The organism is Nocardioides sp. BP30 (assembly GCF_029873215.1).
Taxonomy (GTDB): Bacteria; Actinomycetota; Actinomycetes; order Propionibacteriales; family Nocardioidaceae; genus Nocardioides.
In genome coordinates this window covers 2,679,427-2,703,946 of the sequence record NZ_CP123620.1, presented here as the reverse complement: position 1 = coordinate 2,703,946, position 24,520 = coordinate 2,679,427, and the positions used below count along the sequence as shown (strand labels likewise).

26 protein-coding genes and 1 tRNA gene are annotated in these 24,520 nt (G+C 70.9%); 13 read left to right on the top strand and 14 right to left on the bottom strand.

Annotated features, from left to right (window positions below):
• Window positions 1–16: 16 nt before the first annotated feature.
• The 3 genes from P5P86_RS12820 to P5P86_RS12810 form a co-directional block, all read right to left on the bottom strand.
• Window positions 17–1,021, bottom strand: a complete 1,005-nt coding sequence (locus P5P86_RS12820; protein WP_280607829.1) for a glycosyltransferase family 2 protein — start codon at window positions 1,019–1,021, stop codon at window positions 17–19.
• 1 nt (window position 1,022) lies between these two features.
• The gene (locus P5P86_RS12815; protein WP_280607828.1) at window positions 1,023–2,060 is read right to left on the bottom strand and encodes a glycosyltransferase family 2 protein; all 1,038 of its coding nucleotides are present in this window, start codon (window positions 2,058–2,060) and stop codon (window positions 1,023–1,025) included.
• Between the two features lie 66 nt (window positions 2,061–2,126).
• Window positions 2,127–2,654 carry a YbhB/YbcL family Raf kinase inhibitor-like protein gene (locus P5P86_RS12810; RefSeq protein WP_280607827.1) on the bottom strand — a complete coding sequence of 176 codons (528 nt, stop codon included), beginning with the start codon at window positions 2,652–2,654 and terminating at the stop codon, window positions 2,127–2,129.
• Window positions 2,655–2,759: 105 nt separating this feature from the next.
• Here P5P86_RS12810 and cobA point away from each other — a divergent pair, with 105 nt between their 5' ends.
• Entirely contained in the window at window positions 2,760–4,043 is a 1,284-nt protein-coding gene (gene cobA / locus P5P86_RS12805; RefSeq protein ID WP_280607826.1) for a uroporphyrinogen-III C-methyltransferase, read from the top strand.
• Window positions 4,044–4,082: 39 nt separating this feature from the next.
• Here cobA and P5P86_RS12800 read toward each other — a convergent pair whose 3' ends face one another.
• Window positions 4,083–4,886 carry a TrmH family RNA methyltransferase gene (locus tag P5P86_RS12800; RefSeq protein ID WP_280607825.1) on the bottom strand — a complete coding sequence of 268 codons (804 nt, stop codon included), beginning with the start codon at window positions 4,884–4,886 and terminating at the stop codon, window positions 4,083–4,085.
• A 13-nt stretch (window positions 4,887–4,899) separates the two neighbouring features.
• Window positions 4,900–5,502 carry a peptide deformylase gene (gene def, locus P5P86_RS12795; protein WP_280607824.1) on the bottom strand — a complete coding sequence of 201 codons (603 nt, stop codon included), beginning with the start codon at window positions 5,500–5,502 and terminating at the stop codon, window positions 4,900–4,902.
• An 87-nt stretch (window positions 5,503–5,589) separates the two neighbouring features.
• Between def and P5P86_RS12790 the strand changes: the two genes are divergently transcribed.
• From P5P86_RS12790 to P5P86_RS12780, 3 genes are all read left to right on the top strand, one after another.
• Window positions 5,590–6,966 carry an acyl-CoA dehydrogenase family protein gene (locus P5P86_RS12790; RefSeq protein WP_280607823.1) on the top strand — a complete coding sequence of 459 codons (1,377 nt, stop codon included), beginning with the start codon at window positions 5,590–5,592 and terminating at the stop codon, window positions 6,964–6,966.
• Window positions 6,966–8,180 carry an acyl-CoA dehydrogenase family protein gene (locus P5P86_RS12785; protein ID WP_280607822.1) on the top strand — a complete coding sequence of 405 codons (1,215 nt, stop codon included), beginning with the start codon at window positions 6,966–6,968 and terminating at the stop codon, window positions 8,178–8,180. Before P5P86_RS12790 ends, P5P86_RS12785 begins: the two co-directional genes overlap by 1 nt.
• 84 nt (window positions 8,181–8,264) lie before the next feature.
• Window positions 8,265–8,825 carry a nucleosidase gene (locus P5P86_RS12780; protein WP_280607821.1) on the top strand — a complete coding sequence of 187 codons (561 nt, stop codon included), beginning with the start codon at window positions 8,265–8,267 and terminating at the stop codon, window positions 8,823–8,825.
• Here the strand turns inward: P5P86_RS12780 and P5P86_RS12775 are convergent.
• The gene (locus P5P86_RS12775) at window positions 8,806–9,312 is read right to left on the bottom strand and encodes a hypothetical protein (protein ID WP_280607820.1); all 507 of its coding nucleotides are present in this window, start codon (window positions 9,310–9,312) and stop codon (window positions 8,806–8,808) included. The genes P5P86_RS12780 and P5P86_RS12775 overlap by 20 nt on opposite strands.
• Before the next feature lie 89 nt (window positions 9,313–9,401).
• Window positions 9,402–9,977, bottom strand: a complete 576-nt coding sequence (locus P5P86_RS12770) for a LysR family substrate-binding domain-containing protein (protein WP_280607819.1) — start codon at window positions 9,975–9,977, stop codon at window positions 9,402–9,404.
• An 87-nt stretch (window positions 9,978–10,064) separates the two neighbouring features.
• Between P5P86_RS12770 and P5P86_RS12765 the strand changes: the two genes are divergently transcribed.
• From P5P86_RS12765 to P5P86_RS12745, 5 genes are all read left to right on the top strand, one after another.
• Window positions 10,065–10,370 carry a hypothetical protein gene (locus tag P5P86_RS12765; protein WP_280607818.1) on the top strand — a complete coding sequence of 102 codons (306 nt, stop codon included), beginning with the start codon at window positions 10,065–10,067 and terminating at the stop codon, window positions 10,368–10,370.
• Window positions 10,371–10,518: 148 nt separating this feature from the next.
• The gene (locus tag P5P86_RS12760) at window positions 10,519–11,184 is read left to right on the top strand and encodes a VC0807 family protein (RefSeq protein WP_280607817.1); all 666 of its coding nucleotides are present in this window, start codon (window positions 10,519–10,521) and stop codon (window positions 11,182–11,184) included.
• 74 nt (window positions 11,185–11,258) lie between these two features.
• Window positions 11,259–11,343, top strand: a tRNA-Leu gene (locus tag P5P86_RS12755).
• A gap of 265 nt (window positions 11,344–11,608) precedes the next feature.
• On the top strand, window positions 11,609–12,538 hold the full coding sequence (locus P5P86_RS12750; RefSeq protein WP_280607816.1) for a PP2C family protein-serine/threonine phosphatase: 930 nt from the start codon (window positions 11,609–11,611) through the stop codon (window positions 12,536–12,538).
• A 44-nt stretch (window positions 12,539–12,582) separates the two neighbouring features.
• Entirely contained in the window at window positions 12,583–12,915 is a 333-nt protein-coding gene (locus P5P86_RS12745) for a cupin domain-containing protein (protein WP_280607815.1), read from the top strand.
• Here the strand turns inward: P5P86_RS12745 and P5P86_RS12740 are convergent.
• On the bottom strand, window positions 12,900–14,051 hold the full coding sequence (locus P5P86_RS12740; RefSeq protein WP_280607814.1) for an HNH endonuclease signature motif containing protein: 1,152 nt from the start codon (window positions 14,049–14,051) through the stop codon (window positions 12,900–12,902). The two genes, P5P86_RS12745 and P5P86_RS12740, sit on opposite strands and share 16 nt — an antisense overlap.
• Before the next feature lie 497 nt (window positions 14,052–14,548).
• On the opposite strand from P5P86_RS12740, the gene P5P86_RS12735 reads away from it, so the two are divergent.
• Complete coding sequence (locus P5P86_RS12735; RefSeq protein WP_280607813.1) at window positions 14,549–16,594, top strand: MDR family MFS transporter; 2,046 nt, start codon at window positions 14,549–14,551, stop codon at window positions 16,592–16,594.
• A 92-nt stretch (window positions 16,595–16,686) separates the two neighbouring features.
• Here the strand turns inward: P5P86_RS12735 and P5P86_RS12730 are convergent, their stop codons facing one another.
• A complete protein-coding gene (locus tag P5P86_RS12730; protein WP_280607812.1) occupies window positions 16,687–17,589 on the bottom strand; it encodes an aldo/keto reductase in 903 nt (300 codons plus the stop codon).
• Between the two features lie 126 nt (window positions 17,590–17,715).
• Between P5P86_RS12730 and ybaK the strand changes: the two genes are divergently transcribed.
• Window positions 17,716–18,201 carry a Cys-tRNA(Pro) deacylase gene (gene ybaK, locus P5P86_RS12725; protein ID WP_280607811.1) on the top strand — a complete coding sequence of 162 codons (486 nt, stop codon included), beginning with the start codon at window positions 17,716–17,718 and terminating at the stop codon, window positions 18,199–18,201.
• Between the two features lie 4 nt (window positions 18,202–18,205).
• Here ybaK and P5P86_RS12720 read toward each other — a convergent pair whose 3' ends face one another.
• Window positions 18,206–19,471, bottom strand: a complete 1,266-nt coding sequence (locus tag P5P86_RS12720; protein WP_280607810.1) for a polysaccharide pyruvyl transferase family protein — start codon at window positions 19,469–19,471, stop codon at window positions 18,206–18,208.
• A gap of 57 nt (window positions 19,472–19,528) precedes the next feature.
• Between P5P86_RS12720 and P5P86_RS12715 the strand changes: the two genes are divergently transcribed.
• Entirely contained in the window at window positions 19,529–20,845 is a 1,317-nt protein-coding gene (locus P5P86_RS12715; RefSeq protein WP_280607809.1) for a M20/M25/M40 family metallo-hydrolase, read from the top strand.
• A 72-nt stretch (window positions 20,846–20,917) separates the two neighbouring features.
• On the opposite strand, the gene P5P86_RS12710 is transcribed toward P5P86_RS12715, so the two are convergent.
• The 3 genes from P5P86_RS12710 to P5P86_RS12700 all read right to left on the bottom strand — a co-directional run bounded on the left by P5P86_RS12710 (window position 20,918) and on the right by P5P86_RS12700 (window position 23,224).
• Window positions 20,918–21,916: a GGDEF domain-containing protein gene (locus P5P86_RS12710; protein WP_280607808.1), complete on the bottom strand. Its 999-nt coding sequence runs from the start codon at window positions 21,914–21,916 to the stop codon at window positions 20,918–20,920.
• Between the two features lie 99 nt (window positions 21,917–22,015).
• A complete protein-coding gene (locus P5P86_RS12705; protein WP_280607807.1) occupies window positions 22,016–22,234 on the bottom strand; it encodes a DUF5703 family protein in 219 nt (72 codons plus the stop codon).
• A gap of 42 nt (window positions 22,235–22,276) precedes the next feature.
• The gene (locus P5P86_RS12700; RefSeq protein ID WP_280611257.1) at window positions 22,277–23,224 is read right to left on the bottom strand and encodes an aldo/keto reductase; all 948 of its coding nucleotides are present in this window, start codon (window positions 23,222–23,224) and stop codon (window positions 22,277–22,279) included.
• A 102-nt stretch (window positions 23,225–23,326) separates the two neighbouring features.
• On the opposite strand from P5P86_RS12700, the gene P5P86_RS12695 reads away from it, so the two are divergent.
• Complete coding sequence (locus P5P86_RS12695; RefSeq protein ID WP_280607806.1) at window positions 23,327–24,148, top strand: undecaprenyl-diphosphate phosphatase; 822 nt, start codon at window positions 23,327–23,329, stop codon at window positions 24,146–24,148.
• A 42-nt stretch (window positions 24,149–24,190) separates the two neighbouring features.
• Here the strand turns inward: P5P86_RS12695 and P5P86_RS12690 are convergent, their stop codons facing one another.
• Window positions 24,191–24,511, bottom strand: a complete 321-nt coding sequence (locus tag P5P86_RS12690) for a hypothetical protein (RefSeq protein WP_280607805.1) — start codon at window positions 24,509–24,511, stop codon at window positions 24,191–24,193.
• Between the last annotated feature and the right edge of the window lie 9 nt (window positions 24,512–24,520).

The window sequence follows — 24,520 nt, the reverse complement described above, 5'->3', positions numbered from 1 at the left end:
GGGGCCCTCAACGCCGTCACCGCGCCTGGCGCCGCTCCTGCGGCCGGTTCCTGACGCCGAGGTTCACGGCGTCGTTGCTGGCGTGGAAGAGCGAGACGAAGTAGAGCGGGCGCTGCTTGGACTCCAGGAACGTCCGGCCGACGTACTCGCCGATCACGCCCAGGGACAGCAGCTGCACGCCGCCGAGGAAGAGGATCACCGCCATCAGTGAGGGATAGCCGCTGAGGTGGGAGATGCCGAAGATGGTGCGTACCAGGATGATGAGCAGGTAGATGAAGGCGAACAGCGAGACCACCATGCCGACGTACGTCGAGATCCGCAGCGGGGCGGTGGTGAAGGAGGTCACGCCCTCGATGGCGAGATCGACGAGGTTGCTGATCCGCCACTTGGTGGTGCCGGCCGCCCGCGGATCCCGGTCGAAGAGGATCTCCTTCTTCCGGAAGCCCACCAGGCTGAACATCCCCTTGGTGTAGCGCTCGGACTCGCGGAAGCGCCGCAGCGCCTCCAGCGCGCGCCGGGACAGCAACCGGAAGTCACCGGTGTCACGCTGGATCGGCACGCGGGTGGTGCGCTGGAGCATCCGGTAGAAGATCCGCGACGTGGTCTTCTTGAACCAGGTCTCGCCCCGGCGGGCGGCGCGGCGCGCGTAGACGTCGTCGTACCCCTCGTGCCAGGCCTCGAGCATCTGACCGATCAGCTCGGGTGGGTCCTGCAGGTCGGCATCGATGATCACCATCGCGTCGGCGTCGACGTGGTCGATGCCGGCCGCCATCGCGATCTCCTTGCCGAAGTTGCGCGACAGGCTCAGGTACGCAGCGCGCGGCTCGTGCTCGGCGAAGCGCGCGATCTCCTCCAGGGTGTTGTCGCTGCTGCCGTCGTCGACGAAGAAGAACGTGAAGTCGTAACCGGTCAGGGAGTCCGCCAGCGCTGTCAGCCGCGGCATCAGGACGGGTAGTGACTCCTCCTCGTTGTAGGCCGGGATCATGATGCACACGGTCGGGCGAGCGCCGGGCTCGGTCATGCTAGAGGTCCTCCTGGTGGGGGTCGCGTGGTGACAACGGCGCACCGCGGCTCAGGTCATGCCCGGAGGTCGGCTGCGATGTTCCAGCGGTCCCGCGGGCGGCCAGGGCCACCGAGTACAGCGGCCGGTCGAGCACCTCGACGTAGGTCCGGCCCACGTAGCTCCCGATCACGCCCAGCACGATGAGCTGCACGCCTCCGAGGAAGAACATCGCGACGGCCAGGAACGCCCACCCGGGCACCGAGTCGTCGGCGTCGAGCAGCCGCACGCCGAGGACGTAGACGATGCCGACCAGCGAGAGGCCGGAGATCAGCAGGCCGAGGTGGGAGATCAGCCGCAGGGGCTGGGTGGAGAAGCCCATGATCCCGTCGCCGGCCAGGCGGAGCATCTTGCTCAACGGGTACTTGGACTGCCCGGCGAGTCGCTCGTCGCGATCGAAGAGCACCGCCTCCTGGCGGAACCCGACCTGGGCGACGATCCCGCGCAGGAAGCGGTTGTGCTCGCGGTACTTGGCCACCTCGCCGACCACGCGGCGGTCCATCAGGCGGAAGTCGCCGACGTTGCGCGGGATGGGAGTCTCGGCGAGTCGGTCGAGCAGCCAGTAGAACCCGGCCGCCGTACCGCGCTTGAAGCGGGTGTCCTGCCGGGAGCGACGCTGGGCGTAGACGACGTCCGCGCCCGCCTCCCAGCGCTGCAGCAGCTCGAGGCTGACCGCCGGCGGATCCTGGAGGTCGGTGTCCATCACGATCACCGCATCGGCCTCGGCGGCGTGCGCGGCGTCGATGCCGGCGGTCACGGCGAGCTGGTGGCCGAAGTTGCGGGCAAGGCTGAGCACCGTCACCCGCTCGTCCTTCTCGCGCAGGCTCAGCAGCCGATCGAGCGACCCGTCCTGGGATCCGTCGTCGACGTAGACGAACTCGAAGGCCAGGTCGGGCCGCTCGTCGGTCGCTGTCACGAGGGCGTCGTGGAACACGGCGACGATGTCCGCCTCGTTGAAGACGGGCAGCACGTAGGTGACGCGACGGGGGAGATCGGTCATGGTGCCGCGACTCTATCGGTCAGGAGCGGGCGGCGCGGTGAGCGACAGGCCCCGGCGCAGCCGCTCTCAGTGCCGGTAGGTGCCGTGCAGGATCGCCCGCCCGGCCGTCTTGAAGGCCAGGTTGAAGCTGACCACCGCCGGGGTCGCGTCGCTGTCGACGCCGAGGGTGTCCTCGGTGACGGCGTGTACGACGAAGAAGTAGCGGTGGACCTGGTCGCCGGCCGGCGGAGCGGCGCCGACGAACGCCTTCTCGCCCATGTCGTTGCGGCACATGAAGGCGTTGCCGGGCAGGTCGGCGTCGGCGGCGCCGATGCCGGCCGGGAGACTTGTCACGTCGGCCGGCAGGTCCACCAGCACCCAGTGCCAGAAGCCGCTCGGGGTCGGCGCGTCCGGGTCGAAGCAGGTCACGGTATAGCTCTTGGTGCCCTCGGGGGCTCCGCTCCACGACAGCTGCGGGGAGGTGTTGCCGAACTCGGCCACCTGGTCGTCCTTGAGTGGCTCGCCCTCGACGACGTCCGCGCTGGTCACCTCGAAGCCCGGGGCGGCCGGCAGCAGCGGGTAGGGGTCAGGGGTCACGGGACGGTCGAGCGACATGGTTCCTCCTGGGGGTCTTACCGGTTCGTCGTGTCGATCACGAACCTAGTCCGTTCTGCGAGCCCGCGTGCGGGTGGGTACGCCGCGGCACGCGACAATGGCGCCGTGGACGAGAACACCCCGGCGCCTGCTGCCACCGACCCGGCCGCTTCCGAGCCGGCCGACCCGGCCGTCGCCGACCTGCTCACGCCCTACCCGGTCGGGCTGCTGCTGCACGGTCGCCGGGTGGTGGTGGTGGGCGGTGGTCACGTCGCTCAGCGGCGGGTGCCGACGCTGATCGCGGCCGGTGCGGACGTCGTGCTCGTCTCGCCCGAGGTCACGCCGGCGATCGAGGGCCTGGGCCCGGAGATCACCTGGGTGCGACGTCGCTTCGCGGAGGGCGACCTGGACAACGCCTGGTACGCGCTCGCCGCCACCGACTCCGCGGAGGTCAACGAGGCGGTGGCTCGCGCGGCGGAGGAGCGCCGGATCTTCTGCGTCCGCTCCGACGACGCCAGCCGGGCCACGGCCTGGACGCCAGCGGTCGGCCGGCACGACGGAGTCACCGTCGCCGTGCTGAGCAACCGCGAGCCCCGCCGCTCGGCCGCCCTGCGGGACGCGGTGGTGGAAGGCATGCGCGAGGGCCGGATCGCCGCCCGCACCGCGGCCCACCACACGCCGGGCGTCACGCTGGTCGGCGGGGGACCCGGCGACCCGGAGCTGATCACGGTGGCGGGCCGCAAGGCCCTCATGGAGGCGGACGTGGTGGTCGCGGACCGCCTGGCGCCGCGCGAGCTGCTCGCCGAGCTGCCGGCCGACGTCGAGCTGATCGACGTGGCGAAGCTGCCGCGCGGCCGCTCGGCCACGCAGGAGACGATCAACCAGGTCATCGTGGAGCAGGCGCTCGCCGGCAAGCGCGTCGCCCGCTTCAAGGGCGGCGACAACTTCGTCTTCGGCCGCGGCTACGAGGAGATCATCGCCTGTCGCGAGGCCGGCGTCTCCGTCACCGTGATCCCCGGACTCACCTCGCCGGTCTCGGTGCCGGGTCTGGCGGGCGTGCCGGTGACGCACCGTGGCGTGACCCACGAGTTCACCGTCATCTCCGGGCACCTGCCGCCCGGGCACCCGGAGTCGCTGACCAACTGGACGGCGGTGGCGCAGCTCACCGGCACCCTGGTGCTGATGATGGCGGTCGAGAACGCTCCGGCCATCGCCTCGGTGCTGCTGGCCGGTGGCCGGGACGCGGCCACGCCGGTGGCAGTGGTCTGCGACGGCTCGATGCCCACCGAGCGGACCGTGCTCGCCACCCTCGGCACCCTCGGCGAGGTGCTGCAGCGCGAGGCCGTCCGACCGCCGGCGATCATCGTGGTCGGCGAGGTCGTGCGGGTCGCCCACCCCGACGCCTTCTGACGTCGCCTCTCGCCGAGCATCTCGGCCGGCGGCACCGGGTCACCGGCGAGCGGTCACGTAGCAGGCCACAGCGGTGGCGGCCGCGACGTTGAGGGAGTCGACACCGGCGTGCATCGGGATGATCGCGCGGCGGTCGGCCGTGCGCTCCCAGCGCTCGGAGAGGCCATGACCCTCCGAGCCGAGGACGAGCGCGACCCTGTCGACGCCGGTCACCGCCTCCTCGATCGCCACCGAGTCCGCGGCCAGGGTCAGGGCGATGGTGGTGAAGCCGGCCGCGCCGAGCATCGGCAGCGCGTCGTACCAGTCGTCCAGCCGGGTCCACGGAACGGAGAAGACGGTGCCCATCGCCACCTTGATCGAGCGTCGGTAGAGCGGGTCCGCGCACCTCGGCGCGAGCAGCACGGCGTCGAACCCGAGCGCAGCGCCGCAGCGGAAGATCGCCCCGACATTGGTGTGGTCGACGATGTCCTCGAGCACGAGCACCGAGCGTGCGCCGGCCAGCACCGACGCCACGGTGGGCAGCGGACGACGCCGCATCGAGGCGAGCGCGCCGCGGTGGACGTGGAAGCCGGTGACCTCCTCGGCCAGCTTCTCCGAGACCACGTAGCAGGGAGCGGGAGAGGCGGAGAGCACCTCGTTCAGACCGTCCAGCCAGCGCGGCGCCATCAGGAACGAGCGAGCCTCGAAGCCGGCGGCCGCCGCCCGGCGTACGACCTTCTCGCCCTCGGCCAGGAACAGGCCCTCCTCGGCCTCGATCGACTTGCGCAGCTCGACGTCGCGCAGGTCGCGGTAGTCGGCGAGCCGGGGGTCGTCGGCAGCGGTGATCTCGATCAGCTGTGCCATCGCCGCCCGCCGCTCAGGCGGGCCAGTCGGGCGGGAAGTCCTTGGCCGCCTTGTCGTGCTGCTTCTGCAGCCGCTTGCGCGCCTTGTCCCCGATCCGGTCCCCGAAGACCGTGCCGAGAGTGTGGTCGGTCTCGTGCTGCAGGCAGCGCGCGAGCAGGCCGTCGCCCTCGAAGTGGACCGGCTCGCCGTCCAGCCCGAGACCGTCAACGGCGGCGAAGTCGGGCCGGGCGCAGTCGACGAACGCGCCGGGGAAGGACAGGCAGCCCTCCTGGTCCTCGTCGAGCACCCGGTCGCGGCCCTCGGGAAGCGTGAGCACGGGGTTGCAGACGACGCCGACGGTCCGATCGCCCGAGGCGTCGGGGCAGTCGAAGACGAAGATCGCGAGGTCCTCGCCGATCTGGCACCCGGCCAGACCCACCCCGTCGGCGGCGTACATCGTCGCGACCATGTCGGCGGCCAGGGCGCGCAGCGCGTCATCGAAGACCGCCACCTGCTGCGCGGGGCGGTGCATGACCGGCGTACCCCACCGGGTCATAGGGCGGACGGTGCCGCCGGCGGGGAGCGGGCCGTACGGCGCGTGCACCCGTTCGTCGGCGGCTGCGGCGGAGTCGTTCACACCGAGAAGCCTATCGGCCGCGCCGATGTGAGCCGCAGCACGAGGGAGCCCATGGACCAAGGTGTAACTGCGAGTTACAGTGACGTCATGTCCCTCCTCCAGATCCTCAAGGGCGGCGGTCGGCACGGCGTGCCGTCCACCGAGTCCCGAGACCCGATCGGCCTCGCTGTCGCCGGCCTCAACCGGCTCGCCCAGAGTGACCTCCTCGACCGCTGGGGCGTGCGGCGCCAGACCGAGCGAGGGGTGTTCACCGTCACCCGGGGCGGCTTCCGCGCCGCCACCAACGCGGGCCGCACGTTCAAGCGGGTCGGCAGTCGCGACAAGGCGGGCGTCCGCGCCCCGAGCGCAGCTCCGCGGGGAGTCTTCGACCTGACGCCCACCGAGGACGAGCAGATGCTCGTGGACGTCGTCGGCGAGTACGCCGCCGAGGTCCTGCGGCCTGCCGCGCACGACGCCGACGAGGCCTGCGCGGCGCCCGACGACGTGCTCAAGGCCAGCCTCGAGATCGGGGTGCCCATCCTCGGCGTGCCCGAGGAGCTCGGCGGGATCTCCGAGACCCGGTCGGCCACGGCGGGCACGCTCGTGGCCGAGGCGCTGGCCAAGGGGGACCTGGGCCTGGCGGTGGCCGTGCTCGCGCCCGGTGCCGTCGCCACCGCACTCGGCCTGTGGGGGACCGAGGAGCAGCAGCAGACCTACCTGCCCGCCTTCACCGAGCCGGACGCGGAGCACGGCGTTCCGGCCGCGAGCCTGGCGCTCAACGAGCCGAGAGTGCTCTTCGACGTCCTCGCGCCGGCCACCACGGCCGTGCGGCAGGGCAACGACTTCGTCATCACGGGGGAGAAGTCGCTCGTCGCGCGCGGCGGCGATGCGGAGCTGTTCGTGGTCGCGGCGTCGCTGGAGGGCAAGCCGGTCCTGTTCCTGGTCGAATCCTCGGCAGCGGGCCTGAGCATCGAAGGCGACCCGGCGATGGGGGTGCGCGCCGCCGGCCTGACCCGGCTGGTGCTCACCGACGTGCGGGTCGGAGCCGACGCCGTCCTGGGTGCCACGGACGGGACGACGTACGCCGAGTGCGTCCGGCTGGCGCGGCTCGGCTGGTGCGCGCTCGCTGTCGGCACCGCACAGGCCGTGCTGGACTACGTGACTCCGTACGTGAAGGAGCGGGAGGCGTTCGGCGAGCCCATCGCGCACCGGCAGGCCGTCGCCTTCGCCGTCGCGAACATGGCCATCGAGCTCCAGGCGATGCGACTGGTGACCTACAAGGCCGCCTCGCAGGTGGCTCAGGGGATCGACGCCGCCCGCGAGATCGCGCTCGCCCGCAAGCTGTGCGCCGACAAGGCGATGCAGATCGGCCTGGACGGCGTGCAGCTGCTCGGTGGCCACGGGTTCACCAAGGAACACCCCGTCGAGCGGTGGTACCGCGATCTGCGGGCCATCGGGATCATGGAAGGCACGGTGCTCGTCTGATGGCGATCAACCTGGAGGACCCGAAGAAGTTCCGTCCGCTGCGCGACCAGGTGCATCAGGTCGCGATGAACATGCTGCGGCCGATCAGCCGCAAGTACGACAAGGCCGAGCACGCCTATCCCAAGGAGCTCGACATGCTGGCGGCGATGGCCGACGGCCTGGCGGAGTCGGGTGCCGGCGAGGGTGCCGGCGCCGCCGGCGTACGGCGCGAGGAGGCGGCCGACGACGGCCGCGTGAAGAACGGCTCCAACCTCGCCTCGGTGATGACGATCGCCGAGATGTGCTGGGGAGACGTCGGCCTGCTGCTCTCGATGCCGCGACAGGGGCTCGGGAACTCGGCCATCGCCTCGGTCGCCAATGACGAGCAGGCCGAGCGCTTCAAGGGCGTGTGGGCCTCGATGGCGATCACCGAGCCGTCGTTCGGGTCCGACTCGGCGCAGGTCGCGACCACGGCCGTCAGGGACGGCGACCATTACGTGCTCAACGGCGAGAAGATCTTCGTCACCTCCGGGGAGCGGTCCGACGCCGTGGTGGTGTGGGCCACGCTCGACAAGTCCTTGGGCCGCGCCGCGATCAAGTCCTTCGTGGTGCCCAAGGGCACCCCCGGCATGAAGGTCGAGCGGCTCGAGCACAAGCTCGGGATCAAGGCCTCCGACACCGCCACGATCACCTTCACCGACTGCCGGGTGCCCGCCGAGAACCTGCTCGGCAATCCCGAGGTCAGCACCAGCGAGGGCTTCGCCGGCGCGATGGCGACCTTCGACAACACCAGACCGCTGGTGGCGGCGATGGCTGTCGGCTGCGCCCGCGCCTCCCTGGACCTGACCCGTGAGCTGCTGGGCTCGGCGGGCATCGTGGTCGACTACGACCGCCCGGCGCAGCTCCAGTCCGCCGCCGCGGCGAAGTTCCTGCAGATGGAGGCCGACTGGGAGGGTGCCTACCTGTTGACGCTCCAGGCGGCGTGGATGGCGGACAACCGCAGGCCGAACTCGTTGGAGGCCTCCATGGCGAAGGCGAAGGCCGGCCGGGTCGGTTCGGACATCACGCTGTCCTGCGTCGAGCTGTGCTCGTCGGTGGGATATGCGGAGACCGAGCTGCTGGAGAAGTGGTCGCGCGACTCCAAGATCCTCGACATCTTCGAGGGCACTCAGCAGATCCAGCAGCTGATCGTCGCGCGCCGGGTGCTCGGGCTGAGCAGCGCCGAGCTGAAGTAGGCGCGCTCAGCCGAGACCCGCGACGCGACGTACGCCGAGCTCGTCGAGGAGGCGCGCCGGCGAGGCGCCCTTACCCTGGGCGCCATGAAGACGCTCGTGGTCTCGGCCACCAAGGCCGAGGCGGCCCACGTCCCTGCGCACCTGCCGGTGCTGGTGACAGGGGTCGGGAAGGTGGCGGCGGCCTCGGCCGTCGCCTCGGAGCTGGCGCGGGCCGAGGCCGACGGTTCGGCGTACGACCTCGTGGTCAACATCGGCTCCGCCGGCGCCTTGCACGACCATCTCGAGGGTCTGCACGAGATCGGATCCGTGCTCAACCACGATCTGTCGGCCGACGTCCTGCGAGGCTTCGGCTACGACCCGCAGGAGTGGCTCGAGGTCGGGCCTGCGGAGGGGCTCCGCCTGGCGACCGGCGACGTGTTCGTGAGCGACCCGGTGGTCCGCGGCGTCCTGGCCGAGCGAGCCGACCTGGTCGACATGGAGGGCTACGCGGTCGCGTGGGCCTGTCGGCAGGCAGGTGTGCCCGTGCGCCTCGTCAAGCACATCTCGGACAAGGCCGACGAGGGGGCCATGGACTGGCTCACCCTCGTCGACCTGAGTGCCCGAGCGCTGGGGGACTGGCTGAGGATCAGCCTTCCTCGTCGGTGAGCCGCGGCTGGTCGGGGCCATCGGTGATCCCGGGCAGGTCGTCGCCGTAGTCGCGCTCGATCTCGGCGGCGATCTGGGGCGGGAGGTGCGGGACGGGGCCGCGAGCCTCGACCGGGCGGTCGTCGACCTGTTGCTCGCCGACGACCGCGTTCGACGCCTCCTGCGCCGGCGGTGCGACGGGCTTGGCCACGATGTCCGGTCCCGGCGGGGTCTTCGGCTCGGCCGGCTTCTTGGCGCTGCCGGTCTTCGTCGACGCGGACGGCGGGGTCGACGTCGCGGACGGGGGTGAGGCGGGCTGCTCTGCGGCATCCGTCGGGGCGCCGGGGACCGGATCCGCCGGCGGACTCACCAGGCCCCTGACCACGGTGGCGCCGTCCCGCACGGTGCGGAACGGGTGGAAGCTCGCCCCGATGACGACGGCGGCGGCGTTCGCGCCTCGTCGGGCGAGCAGCCGCGCCTGGGCGGTGGCCTCGGCGATGACAGGCATGGAAGCTCCCTTCGTTCGGTGACCTCCGTCCCGTACCCAGGTCCGCGTTCGGCACGCGCCCCGGTCCGCCGCGCCCCGGAACCACCGCGCTACGAACGCGAGCTGCGCGCGGTGCGACCGCGCACGATGCCGATGAAGGTCTGCACGCGAGGATCCTCGTCGTCGACCCGCCAGGCGAGCCCGACCGTGGTCGGCTCCAGGTCGCTGACCGGCCGCGCCACCACGTCCTTGCGGTGGAAGAGCCGGGCGACGGAGGCGGGGAGGACCACGATCCCGCCTCCGGAGGCAGCGACCTCGACGGCGTCCTTCTCCGACATGTCGGGCCAGTCCAGCTGGTCGGCCGTGGGCCGCCAGCCGGAGCGGTGCGGCAGGATCAGCTGCTCCTCGACGAGCTCGGCCAGGGTCACGGTCTCGGCGAGGGAGAGGTAATGCTCCCGGCCGACCACTACCACCTGCTCCTCCTCGTAGAGCGGGATGCAGTGCAGCCCGTCGCGATCGATCGGAAGTCGCACCAGCGCCAGCGAGGTCGCGCCGGACCGGACACCGTCGAGTTGCTGCGCCTCGGGTGTCGGGACCAGCTCGAGACGCTCCGGGGACCGCTCGCGCCACACGCGGGCCCACTTGTCCGGCGTCGCGCCGGTGACGAAGGCGATGGTGAAGGTCACCGCGCCAGTATCGCGCCCCGCCTCCGATCGCCCGCGCTGGCCACCGATCCGGCCGTAGCCCGGCGCCGTGCAGTCCGTTAGAAGGGCATGTCGCCGTCCACCGATCACCGCATCCCGCAGGCCTCGCTGCGCGAGGAGTGGTCCATCGCCTCCGTGCAGCGGCTGGCGTGGTCGATGGGACGCCCAGCCGACGCTGTCGACCCGGTTCGCCGTCTGCCCGTCGGGCTGACGTCCGGATCCGAGCGCAGGTCGCCCGATCCGGCTCGACGAGCTCGCCGCATGGAGGCGCTGGCCCGGCTGGCGGTCGACCCGCAGGCCACCCCGGCCGAGCGGGCGCTGGCCGCCCAGCGGCTCGCTGCACTGAGCGCTGCGGCGTACGCGACGGCCTGCTGAGGGTGACGCAACGGTCGCATCGGTGGGAGCGGATGGCCCGTTCGGGCCATCCGGCTAATCGTTGGGTGAGAATCACCTGACGATCAGACTCTTCGGGGCGTTCGTGAGGCATAGTCGTTCAAACGGTCCCCGACCCCCGGAGCACGTCATGGCCTCTTCCCAGCCGCACGAGCACACGATCGAGATCGGACATCTCGGTGGAGTGGTCGGTCGCGCCCTCCTGATGCTCGCCGAGAGCGTCCTGGTCCCGACGGCCATCCTCTACGGCTGCATGCGGACCATCGGGACGCCGGCGGGGCTCGTCGGCGTGCTGGCATGGTGCGCCCTGACGATGCTGGTCCGGCTCGCCGTCGGCCGCCGGGTGCCGTCCACGATGCTGCTGGTGGTCGGGATCCTCGTCGTGCGGACGACGATCGCGCTGGCCTGCTCGAGCGTGTGGCTCTACCTGCTGCAGCCGGTGGCTGCCTCGATCCTGATGAGCCTGGTGTTCGTCGGCTCAGCGCTGGTCGGGCGCCCCGTCACCCAGCGGCTGGCGCAGGACTTCGTCCGGCTGCCCGAGCGGCTGCTGGCCGACCACCGGATGCGGCGTGTCTTCGTCGAGGTGGCCCTGATCTGGGGCCTGTCCCGAGCGCTCGACGCCGCCATCGGCTTCAACTCGCTGCACTGGGGAGCGGGCGCCGGCGTGCTGGCTCGCGGAGCGTTGTCCAGCGGGCTGACGGCCCTGTCCATCGGCATCTGCGTCTACTGGGGCTGGCGGCGCGTGCACGCCATCCCGGGCGTGCGGTTCCGCATCGGCACGCCCCTGCCGGCCTGAGCCGACACGCTTCGCAGCGAGGTCGGCCCGGATTCGTATCCAGGGCCCCCCGCTGCTAACGTTCTCTTCGCAACGCGCGGGTGGCGGAATAGGCAGACGCGCTAGCTTGAGGTGCTAGTCCTCCAAAAGAGGGTGGGGGTTCAAGTCCCCCCTCGCGCACGCGTTGACAGAAGGCCCTGACCAGGGAAGACGTGGTCAGGGCCTTCTCGCATCCCTGACGGGTGCTAGCCGACGGCCCCCGATTGAAAAGTGGCCGCTCAGGTCACAGGGAACCAGGCATCCTCTCGGGAAGGACGAACACGTTAAAAGCCGCAACAGCCATCTCTTCGACCGCGCGCTCCGGCTCACCCTGCACCTGACAGAGGCCGACGTCGCGGGGATCGCGCTGCCCGACGGAGTCTCGACGGCGGTGGGGCACGGCCCGGTGCCCGGTCCCGAGCTGCTGGCGGCCGTCCGGCTCAAGCAGGAGCTGCTGGTCGAGGACGTCCAGACCGACCCCCGGCTCGCCGACCCGGAGGTGCGATTCTTCACCGGCGTGCGGCTGGACCTGGGCGATGCCGCCGAGGCAGGTGTGCTGTGGGCCGCGTCCGCACGGGCGGGGACCGCGGATCCGGCGGTGCCCCGGGCCCTGGCCGACCTCGGTGCCATGCTCGCGCGCGAGCTGACTACCAGCGCCTCGCTGGAGCTCGGTCGGGAGATCCAGAACGAGCTCCTGCCCCTGCGGCCACCGCAGGTGTCCGGGTACACCCTTGCGGCACACTCGCTGCCCTCGCTCGAGCTCGGCGGAGACTTCTACGACTGGTGGCGCGTGGGCGGGAGCCTGCGCATCGTGCTGGTCGACGTGATGGGCAAAGGGGTGGCCAGCTCTCTGATCGCCGCAGGTGTCCGAGCCATGATGCACGCCGCGCTCACCCACCACGGCCCCGAGGCAGCCATCGCGCGGGTCGCCGGTGATCTGGAGACGGACTTCGACCGCACCGCGCGCTTCGCCACCTGCTTCATCGGCGCGCTCGACGAGGCCACCGGCGTCCTCCGCTACGTCGACGCCGGCCACGGCATCGCCGTGTTGTTGCACGCCGACGGCTCCTACGAGCAGCTGGCTGCCGGAGATCTGCCGCTGGGAGCCCTGCCGGGGCTGACGTGGCAGGAGCAGACCGCCACGCTCGGGCCCGGCGACGTGCTGCTCGTGGGCAGCGACGGCGTGCTTGAACGTTACGACCGCCTCTCGGACGTGCTCGAGGAGGTCCGGCGGCTGTATCGCGAGGGCGTCGACCTCGACACCCTGGTCCAGACGATCGGCGGAGATCGCTCCGTCGATGACGACGTCACGATCGTCGCCGTACGCCGGATGTGAGGCCACGCCGCCCGGTCCTGGGGAGCGGAACTAGGGTTCGGCAGGTGAGCGATCAGTCAAGCGAGCGGCTCATCGCCGCTGACATCACCAGCATCGGTGTCGAGACCGACGGGGGATCGGCGGCGCTCGACACCGCCAGCCGGGAGCTGGGGGCCATCGGCACCGGCTCGTTCGGCATCTGGGAGGCCGGCCCCGGCAGCGACGTGGACGTCGAGCAGGACGAGCTCTTCCTCGTGCTGCAGGGGCGCGGAGAGATCGCCTTCGAGGACGGCAGCGTCATCGAGTTGGCGCCGGGCGCCTTGGTGCAGCTGCACGCCGGCGACAGGACGACCTGGACGATCGGCGAAAGGCTGCGAAAGCTCTACCTCGCGCCCTGAGCCTCGGTGAGTCGATCGGCGAAGCCGGCCCGGCGTTGGAAGCGGTAGCGCCCGTCGGGTAGTCGGGTGGTTTCGTAGGTGGGGTCGTGGCCTCGGCGGTGGTGGTGGCCGCAGAGGAGGGATCCGTGGGCGAGGTTGGTGTGGCCGCCGTGGCTCCAGGGTTGGTCGTGGTGTGCGTCGCACCAGGGTGCGGGGACGGTGCAGCCTTCTGCTCGGCAGTGCTTGTCTCGCAGGGCGAGGGCCTTGCGCTGGGTTGGGGTGAAGAGTCTTCGGGTTCGGCCCAGATCGAGGGGTTCGGAGTTGCCGCCGAGGACGGCGGGGATGATCCCCGCGGTGCACGCCAGCCGGCGGGTCTCCCCGGTGCTGATCGGGGTGCCGTCATCGAGCCACGCAACACCCAGACCTGCCCGCAGCTGGTCCAGCGTCATGGTCACCACCACCGTCGTCGCATCACCCCCATGGGCGGGCAGTCGGGTGGGGTCGGTGTTCTCCAGGAGCTGGGCGAACGCGTGCGCGAGCAACCGGCTCCGAGGCTGGACCCGGCCGTCGGCCTCCAGGGCCGCTACCCGGGGCTGGGTGTAGGCCTGCAGGTAGGTCCGCAACCGGTGACCCACGACCTCGGGCACGATGCCGTGGATCCGGGTCGTCCCGTCACCTTGGTCGGTGATCGACAACGTGGCCTTCGCGTTCGCAGTCTCTTCTAACCGCTGGATCGCTGCGGCCTCGGCGGCTTCGGCAACGTCGGGGGCGACGACCGCCAACAGGTGGCTGGCGAGGCGGCGCAGGTCCTTGGGCCGGTGCTCACGCGCGAGGTCGCACAGGGTGACCTCTGCCTGGGCGAGGATCTCGGGATCGAGGTCGTCGGGCAGGTCCTCCAGCCCACGGAGGATGACGCGGGCGTGCTCAAGACTGAACCGACCCTGCGCGAGCCTTGCCCGGACCACCGGCCGAGCCTCCAACTCCCGGGCCAACCGAAGGGCGGCGTGCGCGGCGGGACTCTCGACCCGCTGCTGCGCGATCAGCCAGGCTGCGACATCGCGGGCACCAACCTCATCGGCCACGTCGTCCGCGGAAGCGATCACGCGCAGGTACAGCTCCTCGAGCCGCGCCCGGGACCGCATCAGCGCGGCGAGCACGTCTCTCTTCTCTCCGGTCCTAAGAAGACGGGATTGGCGTCGGACGCATCGTCGAGGGCAGCAGCGATCGTGGCGAGTGTCGCCTGGATCTGATGCATGGGGACCACCACCGAGAGAGATCAGTTCGAACGCATGTTCGAAGCCTAGGTGGTCGGATGTGTGTGGTCAACCCTCTTCTCACAACCAGACCAGCGCGGCAATCTCGTCGTACTGGATCACAGCCATGGTGGCCCGACGCAACTGTGCTCAAGGCACTCGACCCAGCCAAGACACCGGGCCACGCTGGGACTGGCCCACGCTTTTCGTTTTTCCTTGCACCGACCCCCGAACACCCAGTCGCGCTGGAGGCCCGACTCAACCCGGACGCAGGCCCGACTCGAGCCGAACAACCCGACGCCTCGACGGTCACACGATGACGCCTCGACATCCTCGAAGAACCGACAGCCACCGAAGTTCACCCTGTCCGAGGACCACCGCCCGTGACTAGGGTGGCGGTTGTGACGGCGACCACGGTCGAGGAGCTCGCCCCGCAGGACTCCGGGGCCACCCTGCAGGGCACGGCGCGCATCCTGGCGTTCTCCCTGATCGCAGGCGGCATGTTGCTGGCCGCGCTCGACAGCACGATCGTGTCGACCGCGCTCCCCACGATCGTCGGCGACCTCGGTGGGGCGAGTCACCTGTCGTGGGTCGTCACGGCGTACATGTTGACCGAGACCGTGGCGACGGCGCTGGGCGGCAAGCTCGGTGACCTCTACGGGCGCAAGACGCTCTTCATGGTCTCGATCGTCGTCTTCGTCGGCTCCTCGGCCCTCGCGGGTGCGAGCGGATCGATGGTCTGGCTGATCGTGGCGCGGGCGATCCAGGGCCTGGGCGGCGGTGGCCTGACCGTGACCGCCACCGCGATGATCGCCGACATCATCCCGCTGCGTGACCGCGGCAAGTACCAGGGTGCGCTCGGTGCTGTCTTCGGCGTGACCACCGTGATCGGGCCCTTTCTCGGTGGGGTGTTCACCGACCACCTGTCGTGGCGCTGGGTGTTCTACATCAACGTCCCGATCGCCGTGATCATCCTGGTGGCCGCTGTGAAGCTGCTGCCGTCGGTGCGGTCCGATGCTCGCCCGCAGATCGACTACTGGGGGATCACCTGGATCACCCTCGCGTCGACCCTGCTGGTCCTGGGCACCACGTGGGGCGGCACCGAGTACCCCTGGGCCTCGGTCCAGATCATCGGGATGTTCGTCGGGGCGGTGATCGCCCTCTGCCTCTTCGTGTGGGCCGAGTCGCGTGCCGCCAGTCCCATCCTTCCGCTGCGGCTCTTCCGCGGGAACGTGTTCACCGTCAGCTGCGTGCTGAGCTTCATCGTCGGGTTCGCGCTGATGGGGACGATGACCTACCTGCCGACCTTCCTGCAGTACTGCCTCGGGGTCTCGGCCACGGGGTCCGGCGTACGCACCTTCCCGATGGTGGTCGGCCTGCTGATCGCCTCCGTCCTGGCCGGCAACACCGTCTCGACCACCGGCCGCTACAAGATCTTCCCGATCGTGGGTGGCGCGGTGATGGCGGTCGGAGCGTTCCTGCTCTCCCGGCTCGACCAGCACTCCGGCATCTGGTCCACCTCGATCGCGATGTTCGTCCTCGGGATCGGGATCGGCCTGTCCATGCAGGTGCTGGTGCTGATCGTGCAGAACACCGTCGCCTACGCGGATCTGGGCGTCGCGACGTCGGCGGTGAGCTTCTTCCGGACGATGGGCAGCACCTTCGGCGCGGCCGTGCTGGGCAGCGTCTACACGAACGCGCTCGGTGACCGGCTGCCCGGCGCCCTCGCCCGCACCGGCGTCGCTCCCAGCACGATCTCGACGCCCGACGCGCTGAACGGCATCGCCTCGAGCGCGGCCGACATCATCCGTACGGCGTACGCCGACTCGTTCCAGATCGTCTTCAGCGCAGCGATTCCGCTCGCGGCCCTGGCGATGGTGCTCGCACTCTTCCTCAAGCAGGTGCCGCTGCGCGGGCTGGTGGCGCCGACTGCGAACGAGGTCGGCCGGGGCTTCGGCATGCCTGACGACCGCAGCAGCAGCGAACAGCTGGAGGCGCAGGTCGTCAGCGTCGTGCGCAGCCGCCGCGCCGTGGCCATCCGTGACCGCATCCTGTCCCGCGACGACATCCCCGAGGACGCGATGGTGTGGGCGGTGATGGAGACGGCCGTGCACACCTACCGCCACCACGAGCCGCCGACCATCGAGCAGATGGCTCGGCGCCACCTGCTTCCGCCGGCGGTGCTGCGGCCCAGCCTGGACGATGCTCTCGAGCAGGGGTTGCTCTCCGGCGGCGACGGTGGGTTCGTGCTGACGCAGGAGGGGGAGGCGACGGTGCGCCGGATCCTGTCCGCCGTCCACGCCGGTCTGATCCGGGAGATCGAGGAGCAGTACGGCCGGACGCTGGACGCCGCCGAGCGCGAGGATGTCGGCCGAGTGGCCTGGCGGCTGGCGGCGGAGCGGATGGCCCTCCAGGCTGAGGGGCGGCACCGGCGAGAGGTCGCCTGAGGCCGGCCGGACCCGGCAACGGGGCGCCGATGGGTCCGGATGGGTCCGGACCGGTTCCGGACCGGTTCCGGACCGGGTCCGGCGGTGGCGGCCTAGGCCTCCGGGATCGGCATGTCGAAGCGCTCCGGCCGGGCGACGTCGGGGTCGGGCCCGTTGCGCACCCCGCGGTCGAGGGCGTCGATGCGGGCCAGCTCCTCGCTGCTGAGGGCGAAGTCGAAGACCTCGAAGTTCTGCCGGATGCGGCCGGGGTCGGTCGACTTCGGGATGGCCGAACGGCCCTGCTGCAGGTGCCAGCGAAGCATCACCTGAGCAGCGGATCGCTCGTGCTGGGCGGCGATCTCGAGCAAGGTGTCGTCCTCCATCACGCTGCGGCGCTGCTCGCCCCAGCCCGGGTAGAACGTGATGCCGCCGATCGGTGACCAGGCCTGGTCGAGGATGCCGTGTTCGGCATCGGCGCGCCGCACCTCCGGCTGGGTGAAGTAGGGGTGCAGCTCGATCTGGTTGACCGCCGGGACGATCTCGGTCTCCGCCAGGAGCCGGTCGAGGTGGTGCGGCATGAAGTTGCTGACGCCGATCGCGCGCACCCTGCCGTCGGCGAGGAGTGTCTCCAGCGCCTTGTACGCCGCGACGGTCCGTTCGAACCGGTCCGGTGCCGGCTGGTGCAGGATGAGCAGGTCGAGCTGGTCGACGCCCAGCTTGGCAGCCGCCTTCTCGTACGCGTGCAGCGTCTCGTCGTAGCCGTAGTCGCTGACCCACACCTTGGTCTCGAGGAAGACATCGCCGCGGTCCACCCCGGCGCGGCGCAGGCCCTCGCCCACCTCGCGCTCGTTGCCGTACGCCGCCGCCGTGTCGATGTGCCGGTAGCCGATGCCGAGCGCTGTCGCGACGGCCGCTGCGGTCTCCTCGGGCGGACTCTGGAAGACGCCGAGGCCCAGGGCGGGCATGCTCACGCCGTTGTTGAGGGTCAGGGTCGGTTGGTTCTCGATGGGTTCCACGCCCACCACGGTGGCACGGGGGCTCAACTCCCGGGAGGCCCTGGCGGTACCCGGAACGCGAGCACCCCCGTGTCGGCCGCACGGGACGAGCGGACGGACGCGGCCCGTCCATGGCATGCTCGCGCCGTGGCGAAGGCATCCAGCGGCACCCCGGCGACGATCGCCCTGACCCGGGCCGGGGTCTCCTTCACGCTCCACCCCTACGAGCACGACGAGGGCGCTCGCGCGTACGGCGAGGAGGCAGCCGCGCTGCTCGGGGTCGATCGCGGCCGCATCTTCAAGACCCTCGTCGCGCAGGTGGGCGGCCGGCTGACGGTCGCCGTCGTGCCTGTCGCGCAGCACCTCGACCTCAAGGCGCTGGCACGGGCATGCGGCGCCAAACGCGCCGAGATGGCCGACCCCGCCGCCGCCACCCGGAGCAGCGGGTACGTGCTGGGTGGCATCTCGCCGATCGGGCAGCGCACGCCGTTGCCCACGGTCGTCGACGAGAGTGCCTCGGCGTTCGAGACGGTCTTCGTGAGCGCCGGGCGACGGGGGCTGCAGCTCGAACTGGCTCCGGCCGACCTGATCACGGTGACCGGCGCCAGTACCGCGGCGATCGCCACCGACTGACAGGTCAGCGGCGCAGCCGCGCGGCGATCCGCGATGCCAGGGACGGTCGCTGCGACGGGCGACCGGGCCGCCCGAGGCGCGGTACCGGTACGCCGGCGCGCACCGCGGGGTGGAAGTCCACCGCGGCGACGGCGTCATCGAAGGAGGCGCCGGTCTGGCCCGGCGCGAAGATGTGGTCCAGGCCGTGCCGGTCGAGGTAGGCGACGTAGCGCTCGAACCGCTCGGCATGACCGCTGACGGTGGGGCCGTAGTCGGCGCCGGCGGCCAGCGTCGCTGCGTCGGCGAGCGCAGGGTCGCCGAGCGAGCGGACCACCAGGTGCGGGATCTGGTGGTAGCGCGCGAGCTCCAGCGTGCGCGAGTCGTGAGCCAGTACGTACGCCGGCGTACCGGCGAGGAGGGCCGCGATGTTGCCGTGGATCCGGGTGCCGAAGCTGAAGTCGTACCGGGCCAGCTCGCGTAGCCAGGTCGTTGCGTTGAGCGCCATCCAGGCCCGCCCGCCGGCGACGAGCGGGTGCTCGGGGCCGGTGGGGAGCAACGGGTCCCCGGCGCCCTTTCCGTCGTACGGCTCGCCGAGCAGCAGGCCGAGGGTCTGCAGGTCCTGAGCGACGTAGTCCAGCCGGTCGTAGCGGGCGAGGTTGTGCTCGATGATCGGACCCATCTCGCTGACGTACGGCGAGAGGTTCAGGGCGATGGGGGAGTCGTCGGTGAGATCGGGCAGCGGGCGCAGGGTGAGGTCGCCGCCGCGCAGGAACATCGAGGGGCAGCCGATGATGTCGACCGTGTCGGTGGGGAAGCCCAGTCCGATCAGGTAGTCGCTGGTGAACTCGCCGCGCACCCCGATCGAGGGGCCGCGTTCCAGCAACGCGCCGACGAAGCGCTTCACCGAGGCGTCGATCTGGGTGGCGTGGTCGGCGTTCCACTCCCCGGCGGCGCTGGCCTGTGCGCCGACGCCGATCACGGTGACCGGGATGCGCAGGCGCTCGATCAGCTCGCTGAGCGTGTCGAGTCGCTCGCGGAAGGTCCAGCGGAACGCGTTGGCGAGCGGGATGACCAGGTGGTCGACGTGCTCGTGGTACCAGCCCGGGTCCAGGCGCTGCCCACGCGTGGGGCCGGGCTGCACGACGTTGCCGCTCGAGGAGAGCTGTCGCTCCACCGCGTAGGTGTAGAGGAGGTTGCCCAGGTTGTCGCCGAAGAGGTTCTGCTGCCACTGCTGGTAGGCATCGGGATTGGCGGTCGCGGCTTGGTAGGAGCGGACGTAGACGTTAGACATAGTATCCAAACTGTATTACATGACTTTGCTGTCACGACGACCCGATAGCGTAAGCACATGGCCACCCCCTCTGTCCCTTCGGCGCACGACGAGGTCGTCGAGATCGCCCGCGACCTGATCCGGATCGACACCTCCAACTTCGGCGACGACTCCGGACCCGGGGAGCGCAAGGCCGCCGAGTACGTCGCCGGTCTGTTGGACGAGGTGGGCGTCTCGTCGCGGCTGCACGAGTCGGCGACGGGCCGGACGTCGCTGGTCGCGCACTGGGGCGAGGACGCGCCCGACGGTCGGCCGGCGCTGCTGATCCACGGCCATCTCGACGTGGTGCCCGCCGAGGCTGCCGACTGGCAGGTCGACCCGTTCGCCGGGGCGGTCCAGGACGGTTACGTCTGGGGCCGCGGAGCCGTCGACATGAAGGACTTCGACGCGATGGTGCTCAGCGTGGTGCGGGCCCGGCAGCGCGCGGGCCGGCCGCCCGCTCGTCGGGTCGTCCTCGCGTTCACCGCCGACGAGGAGGCCGGCGGCCACCTCGGTGCGCAGAAGCTCGTCGAGGAGATGCCCGAGGAGTTCGACGGGGTCACCGAGGGGATCGGCGAGGTCGGTGGGTTCAGCACCACCATCCGTGGCCGGCGCCTCTACCTGATCGAGGCGGCCGAGAAGGGCATGGCCTGGATGCGGCTGACCGCGCGGGGGACCGCCGGACACGGCTCGATGATCAACCGCGACAACGCGGTCGCCCGGCTCGCGGCGGCGGTGGCACGGATCGGCGCCCACGAGTGGCCGGTTCAGCTCACGCCCACGATGCAGACGCTGCTGGCCGCCGTCGCGGAGCTGGTCGGCACCGAGGCGACGCCGGAGAACGCGCAGACCCTGATCGAGGAGTTCGGTCCCGCCGCCCGGATGATCGGCGCGACCCTGAGCCACGTCACCAACCCGACGATGCTGGATGCGGGCTACAAGGTCAACGTCATCCCGACGGAGGCGACAGCGCACGTGGACGGGCGCTTCCTACCCGGCTACGAGGACGAGTTCTTCGCCGAGCTGGCGCGGCTGTGCGGCGAGGGCGTGGACATCGACTTCGTGTCGAACCAGAAGCCGTGGGAGACGCCGTACGAGGGGCGGCTGGTCGATGTGATGACGCGCTCGCTGCTAGCCGAGGATCCTGGGGCCGCGGTGGCGCCGTACCTGATGTCGGCCGGGACGGACGCCAAGCACTTCACCAAGCTGGGCATCAAGACCTTCGGGTTCGCACCGCTGCGGCTGCCCGAGGACCTCGACTTCACCGGCCTCTTCCACGGCGTCGACGAGCGTGTCCCCACCGACGCCCTCGAGTTCGGCGCCCGGGTGATGGACCGGTTCCTCGACGAGGCCTGACCCGCGCCGGCCGTCCCCGCCGGGACGATCGGTCCCGGCGATCGTCTCGGGCGATCGTCTCGGGCGACCGGCTCAGGCAGCGACGACGCGGTCGCGGCCCGCCGACTTGGCCTGGTAGAGCGCCTCGTCCGCACGGAGCATGAGGCCGGGCAACGTCTCGCCGGGTCGCTGGGCGACGAGCCCGATCGAGCAGGTCTGTCCCAGCGGTACGGCGCGGCGGATCCGCTCGGCGATCTGCGGCGCCTCTGCGACGTCCTGCACCGCCAGCGCGAACTCCTCCCCGCCCCAGCGGGCGCGCACGGCCGCCTCGGGAGCGTTCTCGTCGATGACCCGGGCGAAGGCGATCAGCATCTCGTCCCCGGCCAGGTGGCCATGCGCGTCGTTGAAGAGCTTGAAGTGGTCCAGGTCGACCAGCAGCACGGCGAAGGACGTCCGCTGGCCGAGCATCCGGCCGACCTGCGCGTCCCAGTACCGCCTGTTGGCCAGCCCGGTGAGCGGATCCGTCGCGGCCAGCCGCTCGAGGTCCGCCCGGGCCGAGCTCAGCTTCGCGTTCAGCCACGCCGGCAGCTCGCCGGCAGCTATCCAGACGACCAGCGCGATGCCGAGGCGCACGCCGAGCTGTTGAGCCGGCACCGAGTGGTTGACCCGGACGAAGGTCGCCAGCGTCGGCGGCAGCAGGACGAGGGAGACACCGCGCGCCTGGGTGAGGCCGGCGAAGAGGAATCCCAGGACGGCCGAGCCCATGCACAGGGTCGCCGCGACGGGCGCGGAGAAGGAGACGCCGACGAGGCCGAGCAGGGCCATCAGCGGCCAGCACAGCAGCGCCCACGGGGCGCGCAGACGATGCACCAGCAGCCAGACCGCGACCGTCAATGCGACGGCCGCGCCGTAGTAGGCCCACGAGCCGCTGTCGAGCTCGTGGGTCGAGGCTGACGCCAGCAGTCCGACCAGCCCGATGCCGACAGCGCCGATGACGCCGATCCGGTGCCACGCCGACACATCGACGACCGGCGCGGACGGGCGATCGCGACGGCGGGAGCGGGTCGGTGGGCGGCTCGGTGGGCGAGGCATCACCGCAAGGGTAGGGAACAACCGCCCGGTCGGGGAGCCCCGACCGGTTGTCTGTCGCAAATCGGCCGGAGGGGACGCACGCAGCCGTGACCGCGGCGATCAGGCGGTGCGGACGGCGCGGATGATCTTGCGCCGCAGGATCACGCGGCGGATGCCGTCGGAACTGATCCGGACCCGATCCAGCTCCCAGCCACCCTGCTCGGCGCGCTCGACCAGGAGTTTGGTCACCACGTTGCGCGAGAAGTCGCGACTGAAGCTGATCTTGTCGAACTCCCACTCCACACCGGGGCGCGGCGTACGGCGATCGTGATTGCTCATCGGGAGAGGCTCCTCCTTCGGGGCGGTCGGCGACAGGCCTCTTCAGTCTGCCGAAACGTCGTCCAGGGCGCTGGCGATCTCCGCCGGAAGGGTGAGATCGACGACGCCGAGGGCCGACTGTAGCTGGGCCGCCGTCCGGGCACCGACGATCGGTGCTGTCACCAGCGGCCGGTCACGGACCCAGGCGAGGGCCACCTGCTGAGCAGTCCAGCCGAGCCCGTCGGCTGCGCGGGCCACCGCCTCGACGATGCCGCGCCCACGCTCGTCGAGGTAGGCGTCGACCCGGCCGGCGAAGTCCGAGCGGGCGCCGCGCGAGTCCGAGGGCGTGCCCGTGCGGTACTTGCCGGTGAGCACTCCGCCGGCCAACGGTGACCAGGGGAAGATGCCCAGGCCGAGGGCTTCCGCGGCGGGCACGACGTCGTACTCGACCTCGCGGGCGAGGAGTGAGTACTGCACCTGCGTGCTGACCAGCCGCGCGCGGCCGGGGACCGCGCGCTGCCAGGTGGCGGCCTGGGCGGTCTGCCAGCCGGCGTAGTTGGAGATCCCGACGTAGCGTGCCCGACCGGTGGTGACGGCATGGTCCAGGGTGGCGAGCGTCTCCTCCAACGGCGTCTCGTCGGACCAGACGTGCACCTGCCACAGATCGACGTGGTCGGTACCGAGGCGGCGCAGGGAGGCCTCGAGCCCGTCGAGCAGGCCGCGCCTGCTGGTGTCGACCTGACGCGAGCCGCTGCGCCGCGAGATGCCGGCCTTGGTCGCGAGGACGATCTCGTCGCGTGCCATCACGTCACCGATGAGCGAGCCGAGCAGCTGCTCGGAGGCCCCGTCGGCGTAGCCGGCCGCAGTGTCGACCAGGGTGCCCCCGGCCTCGGCGAAGGCGATCAACTGGTCGCGGGCCTCGTGCTCGTCGGTGTCGCGTCCCCACGTCATGGTGCCCAGTCCCAGGGAGGACACCTTCAGACCGGACTCCCCGACGGCGCGCTGTTGCATGCGGAAGAAGATAGTCGGCACGCTGACGAGGTTGCTTCCAGGCTCGCCGGAGCTGTGACCCCCTAGGCTTCAGGCGACCTTCCGCAGACCCGAAAGTGATCGATGAACTATCTGGACTCCGTCGTGCTGGGCATCGTCGAGGGGCTCACCGAGTTCCTCCCGGTCTCCAGCACCGGCCACCTGACCATCGCCGAGAAGATCCTGGGACTGCAGATCGACGACGACGCGGTCACCGCGTACACGGCGGTCATCCAGATGGGCGCCATCGCGGCGGTCATCCTGTACTTCCTGCGCGACATCGTCGCCATCGTCCGGGGCTGGTGCGTCGGCCTGCTCAAGCCACAGCAGCGTGGCACCCAGGAGTACCGGATGGGCTGGTACGCCATCGTCGGCACCATCCCGATCGGCATCGTGGGGCTGGTGGCGAAGGACCTGGTCTCGGGCCCGCTGCGCTCGCTGTGGTGGGTCGGCGGTGCCCTGATCGGCTGGAGCGTCGTGATGGTCTGGGCCGAGCGGGTCGCGCGGCAGGACCGCGGCGAGCGGCAGCTGACCATGAAGGACGCGGTCGCTGTCGGCCTGGTCCAGTGCATCGCACTGATCCCCGGTGTCTCCCGCTCGGGGGCCACCATCTCGGCCGGCCTGTTCCGCGGGCTCGACCGGGTCACCGCGACCCGGCTCAGCTTCTTCCTCTCGATCCCGGCGCTGCTGGCGGCGGGGCTCTACGAGCTCAAGGACGTGCAGGGCATCTCCGTCGGGCAGACGGTCGTGGGGACCCTGATCGCCTTCGTGGTCGCCTACGCGACGGTGGCCTGGTTGCTGCGCTTCGTCAGCCACCACTCGATCGCCCGGTTCGTGCCGTACCGGGTCGCGCTCGGCGCCGTCGTGCTGATCCTGGTCGCGAGCGGGGTCGTCAGCGCGACGTGATCACAGCGACGTGATCAGTGCGACGTGATGAGCGCGACCTGATCAGCTGGCGAGCTGGTAGTGGTAGAAGCGGCTGAGGTTGTGCACCTGGATGGACACCGGCGCGCCGGAGTCCGCGGGTGCCAGGATGTCGCCACCGCCAAGATCGCGGCCGTGCACCAGATAGCCGTGCTCCTTGTGGAGGTCGAGGCCGGTCCGGTCGTAGACGTGACCGTCGAAGCGCAGCAGCATCGGCTCGGCGGAGGGTCGCAGTCGCCACTCACCACTCTCGCGGTGCACCACCGTCAGGCGAACGGCGATCGCCACCGCGCACGCTGCCACGAAGCCGAGGACCCACAGGGTGTTCTTGAGCCAGAACCTCACAGCCGGCGA

What these genes read in the sequence shown, in the direction of transcription:
- P5P86_RS12820 (WP_280607829.1), bottom strand. Translation starts at nt 1,021, where the DNA reads ATGACCGAGCCCGGCGCTCGCCCGACCGTGTGCATCATGATCCCGGCC.
- P5P86_RS12815 (WP_280607828.1), bottom strand. Translation starts at nt 2,060, where the DNA reads ATGACCGATCTCCCCCGTCGCGTCACCTACGTGCTGCCCGTCTTCAAC.
- P5P86_RS12810 (WP_280607827.1), bottom strand. Translation starts at nt 2,654, where the DNA reads ATGTCGCTCGACCGTCCCGTGACCCCTGACCCCTACCCGCTGCTGCCG.
- P5P86_RS12800 (WP_280607825.1), bottom strand. Translation starts at nt 4,886, where the DNA reads ATGGCACAGCTGATCGAGATCACCGCTGCCGACGACCCCCGGCTCGCC.
- P5P86_RS12790 (WP_280607823.1), top strand. Translation starts at nt 5,590, where the DNA reads ATGTCCCTCCTCCAGATCCTCAAGGGCGGCGGTCGGCACGGCGTGCCG.
- P5P86_RS12785 (WP_280607822.1), top strand. Translation starts at nt 6,966, where the DNA reads ATGGCGATCAACCTGGAGGACCCGAAGAAGTTCCGTCCGCTGCGCGAC.
- P5P86_RS12780 (WP_280607821.1), top strand. Translation starts at nt 8,265, where the DNA reads ATGAAGACGCTCGTGGTCTCGGCCACCAAGGCCGAGGCGGCCCACGTC.
- P5P86_RS12775 (WP_280607820.1), bottom strand. Translation starts at nt 9,312, where the DNA reads ATGCCTGTCATCGCCGAGGCCACCGCCCAGGCGCGGCTGCTCGCCCGA.
- P5P86_RS12765 (WP_280607818.1), top strand. Translation starts at nt 10,065, where the DNA reads ATGTCGCCGTCCACCGATCACCGCATCCCGCAGGCCTCGCTGCGCGAG.
- P5P86_RS12760 (WP_280607817.1), top strand. Translation starts at nt 10,519, where the DNA reads ATGGCCTCTTCCCAGCCGCACGAGCACACGATCGAGATCGGACATCTC.
- P5P86_RS12720 (WP_280607810.1), bottom strand. Translation starts at nt 19,471, where the DNA reads ATGTCTAACGTCTACGTCCGCTCCTACCAAGCCGCGACCGCCAATCCC.
- P5P86_RS12715 (WP_280607809.1), top strand. Translation starts at nt 19,529, where the DNA reads ATGGCCACCCCCTCTGTCCCTTCGGCGCACGACGAGGTCGTCGAGATC.
- P5P86_RS12710 (WP_280607808.1), bottom strand. Translation starts at nt 21,916, where the DNA reads ATGCCTCGCCCACCGAGCCGCCCACCGACCCGCTCCCGCCGTCGCGAT.
- P5P86_RS12705 (WP_280607807.1), bottom strand. Translation starts at nt 22,234, where the DNA reads ATGAGCAATCACGATCGCCGTACGCCGCGCCCCGGTGTGGAGTGGGAG.
- P5P86_RS12700 (WP_280611257.1), bottom strand. Translation starts at nt 23,224, where the DNA reads ATGCAACAGCGCGCCGTCGGGGAGTCCGGTCTGAAGGTGTCCTCCCTG.
- P5P86_RS12695 (WP_280607806.1), top strand. Translation starts at nt 23,327, where the DNA reads ATGAACTATCTGGACTCCGTCGTGCTGGGCATCGTCGAGGGGCTCACC.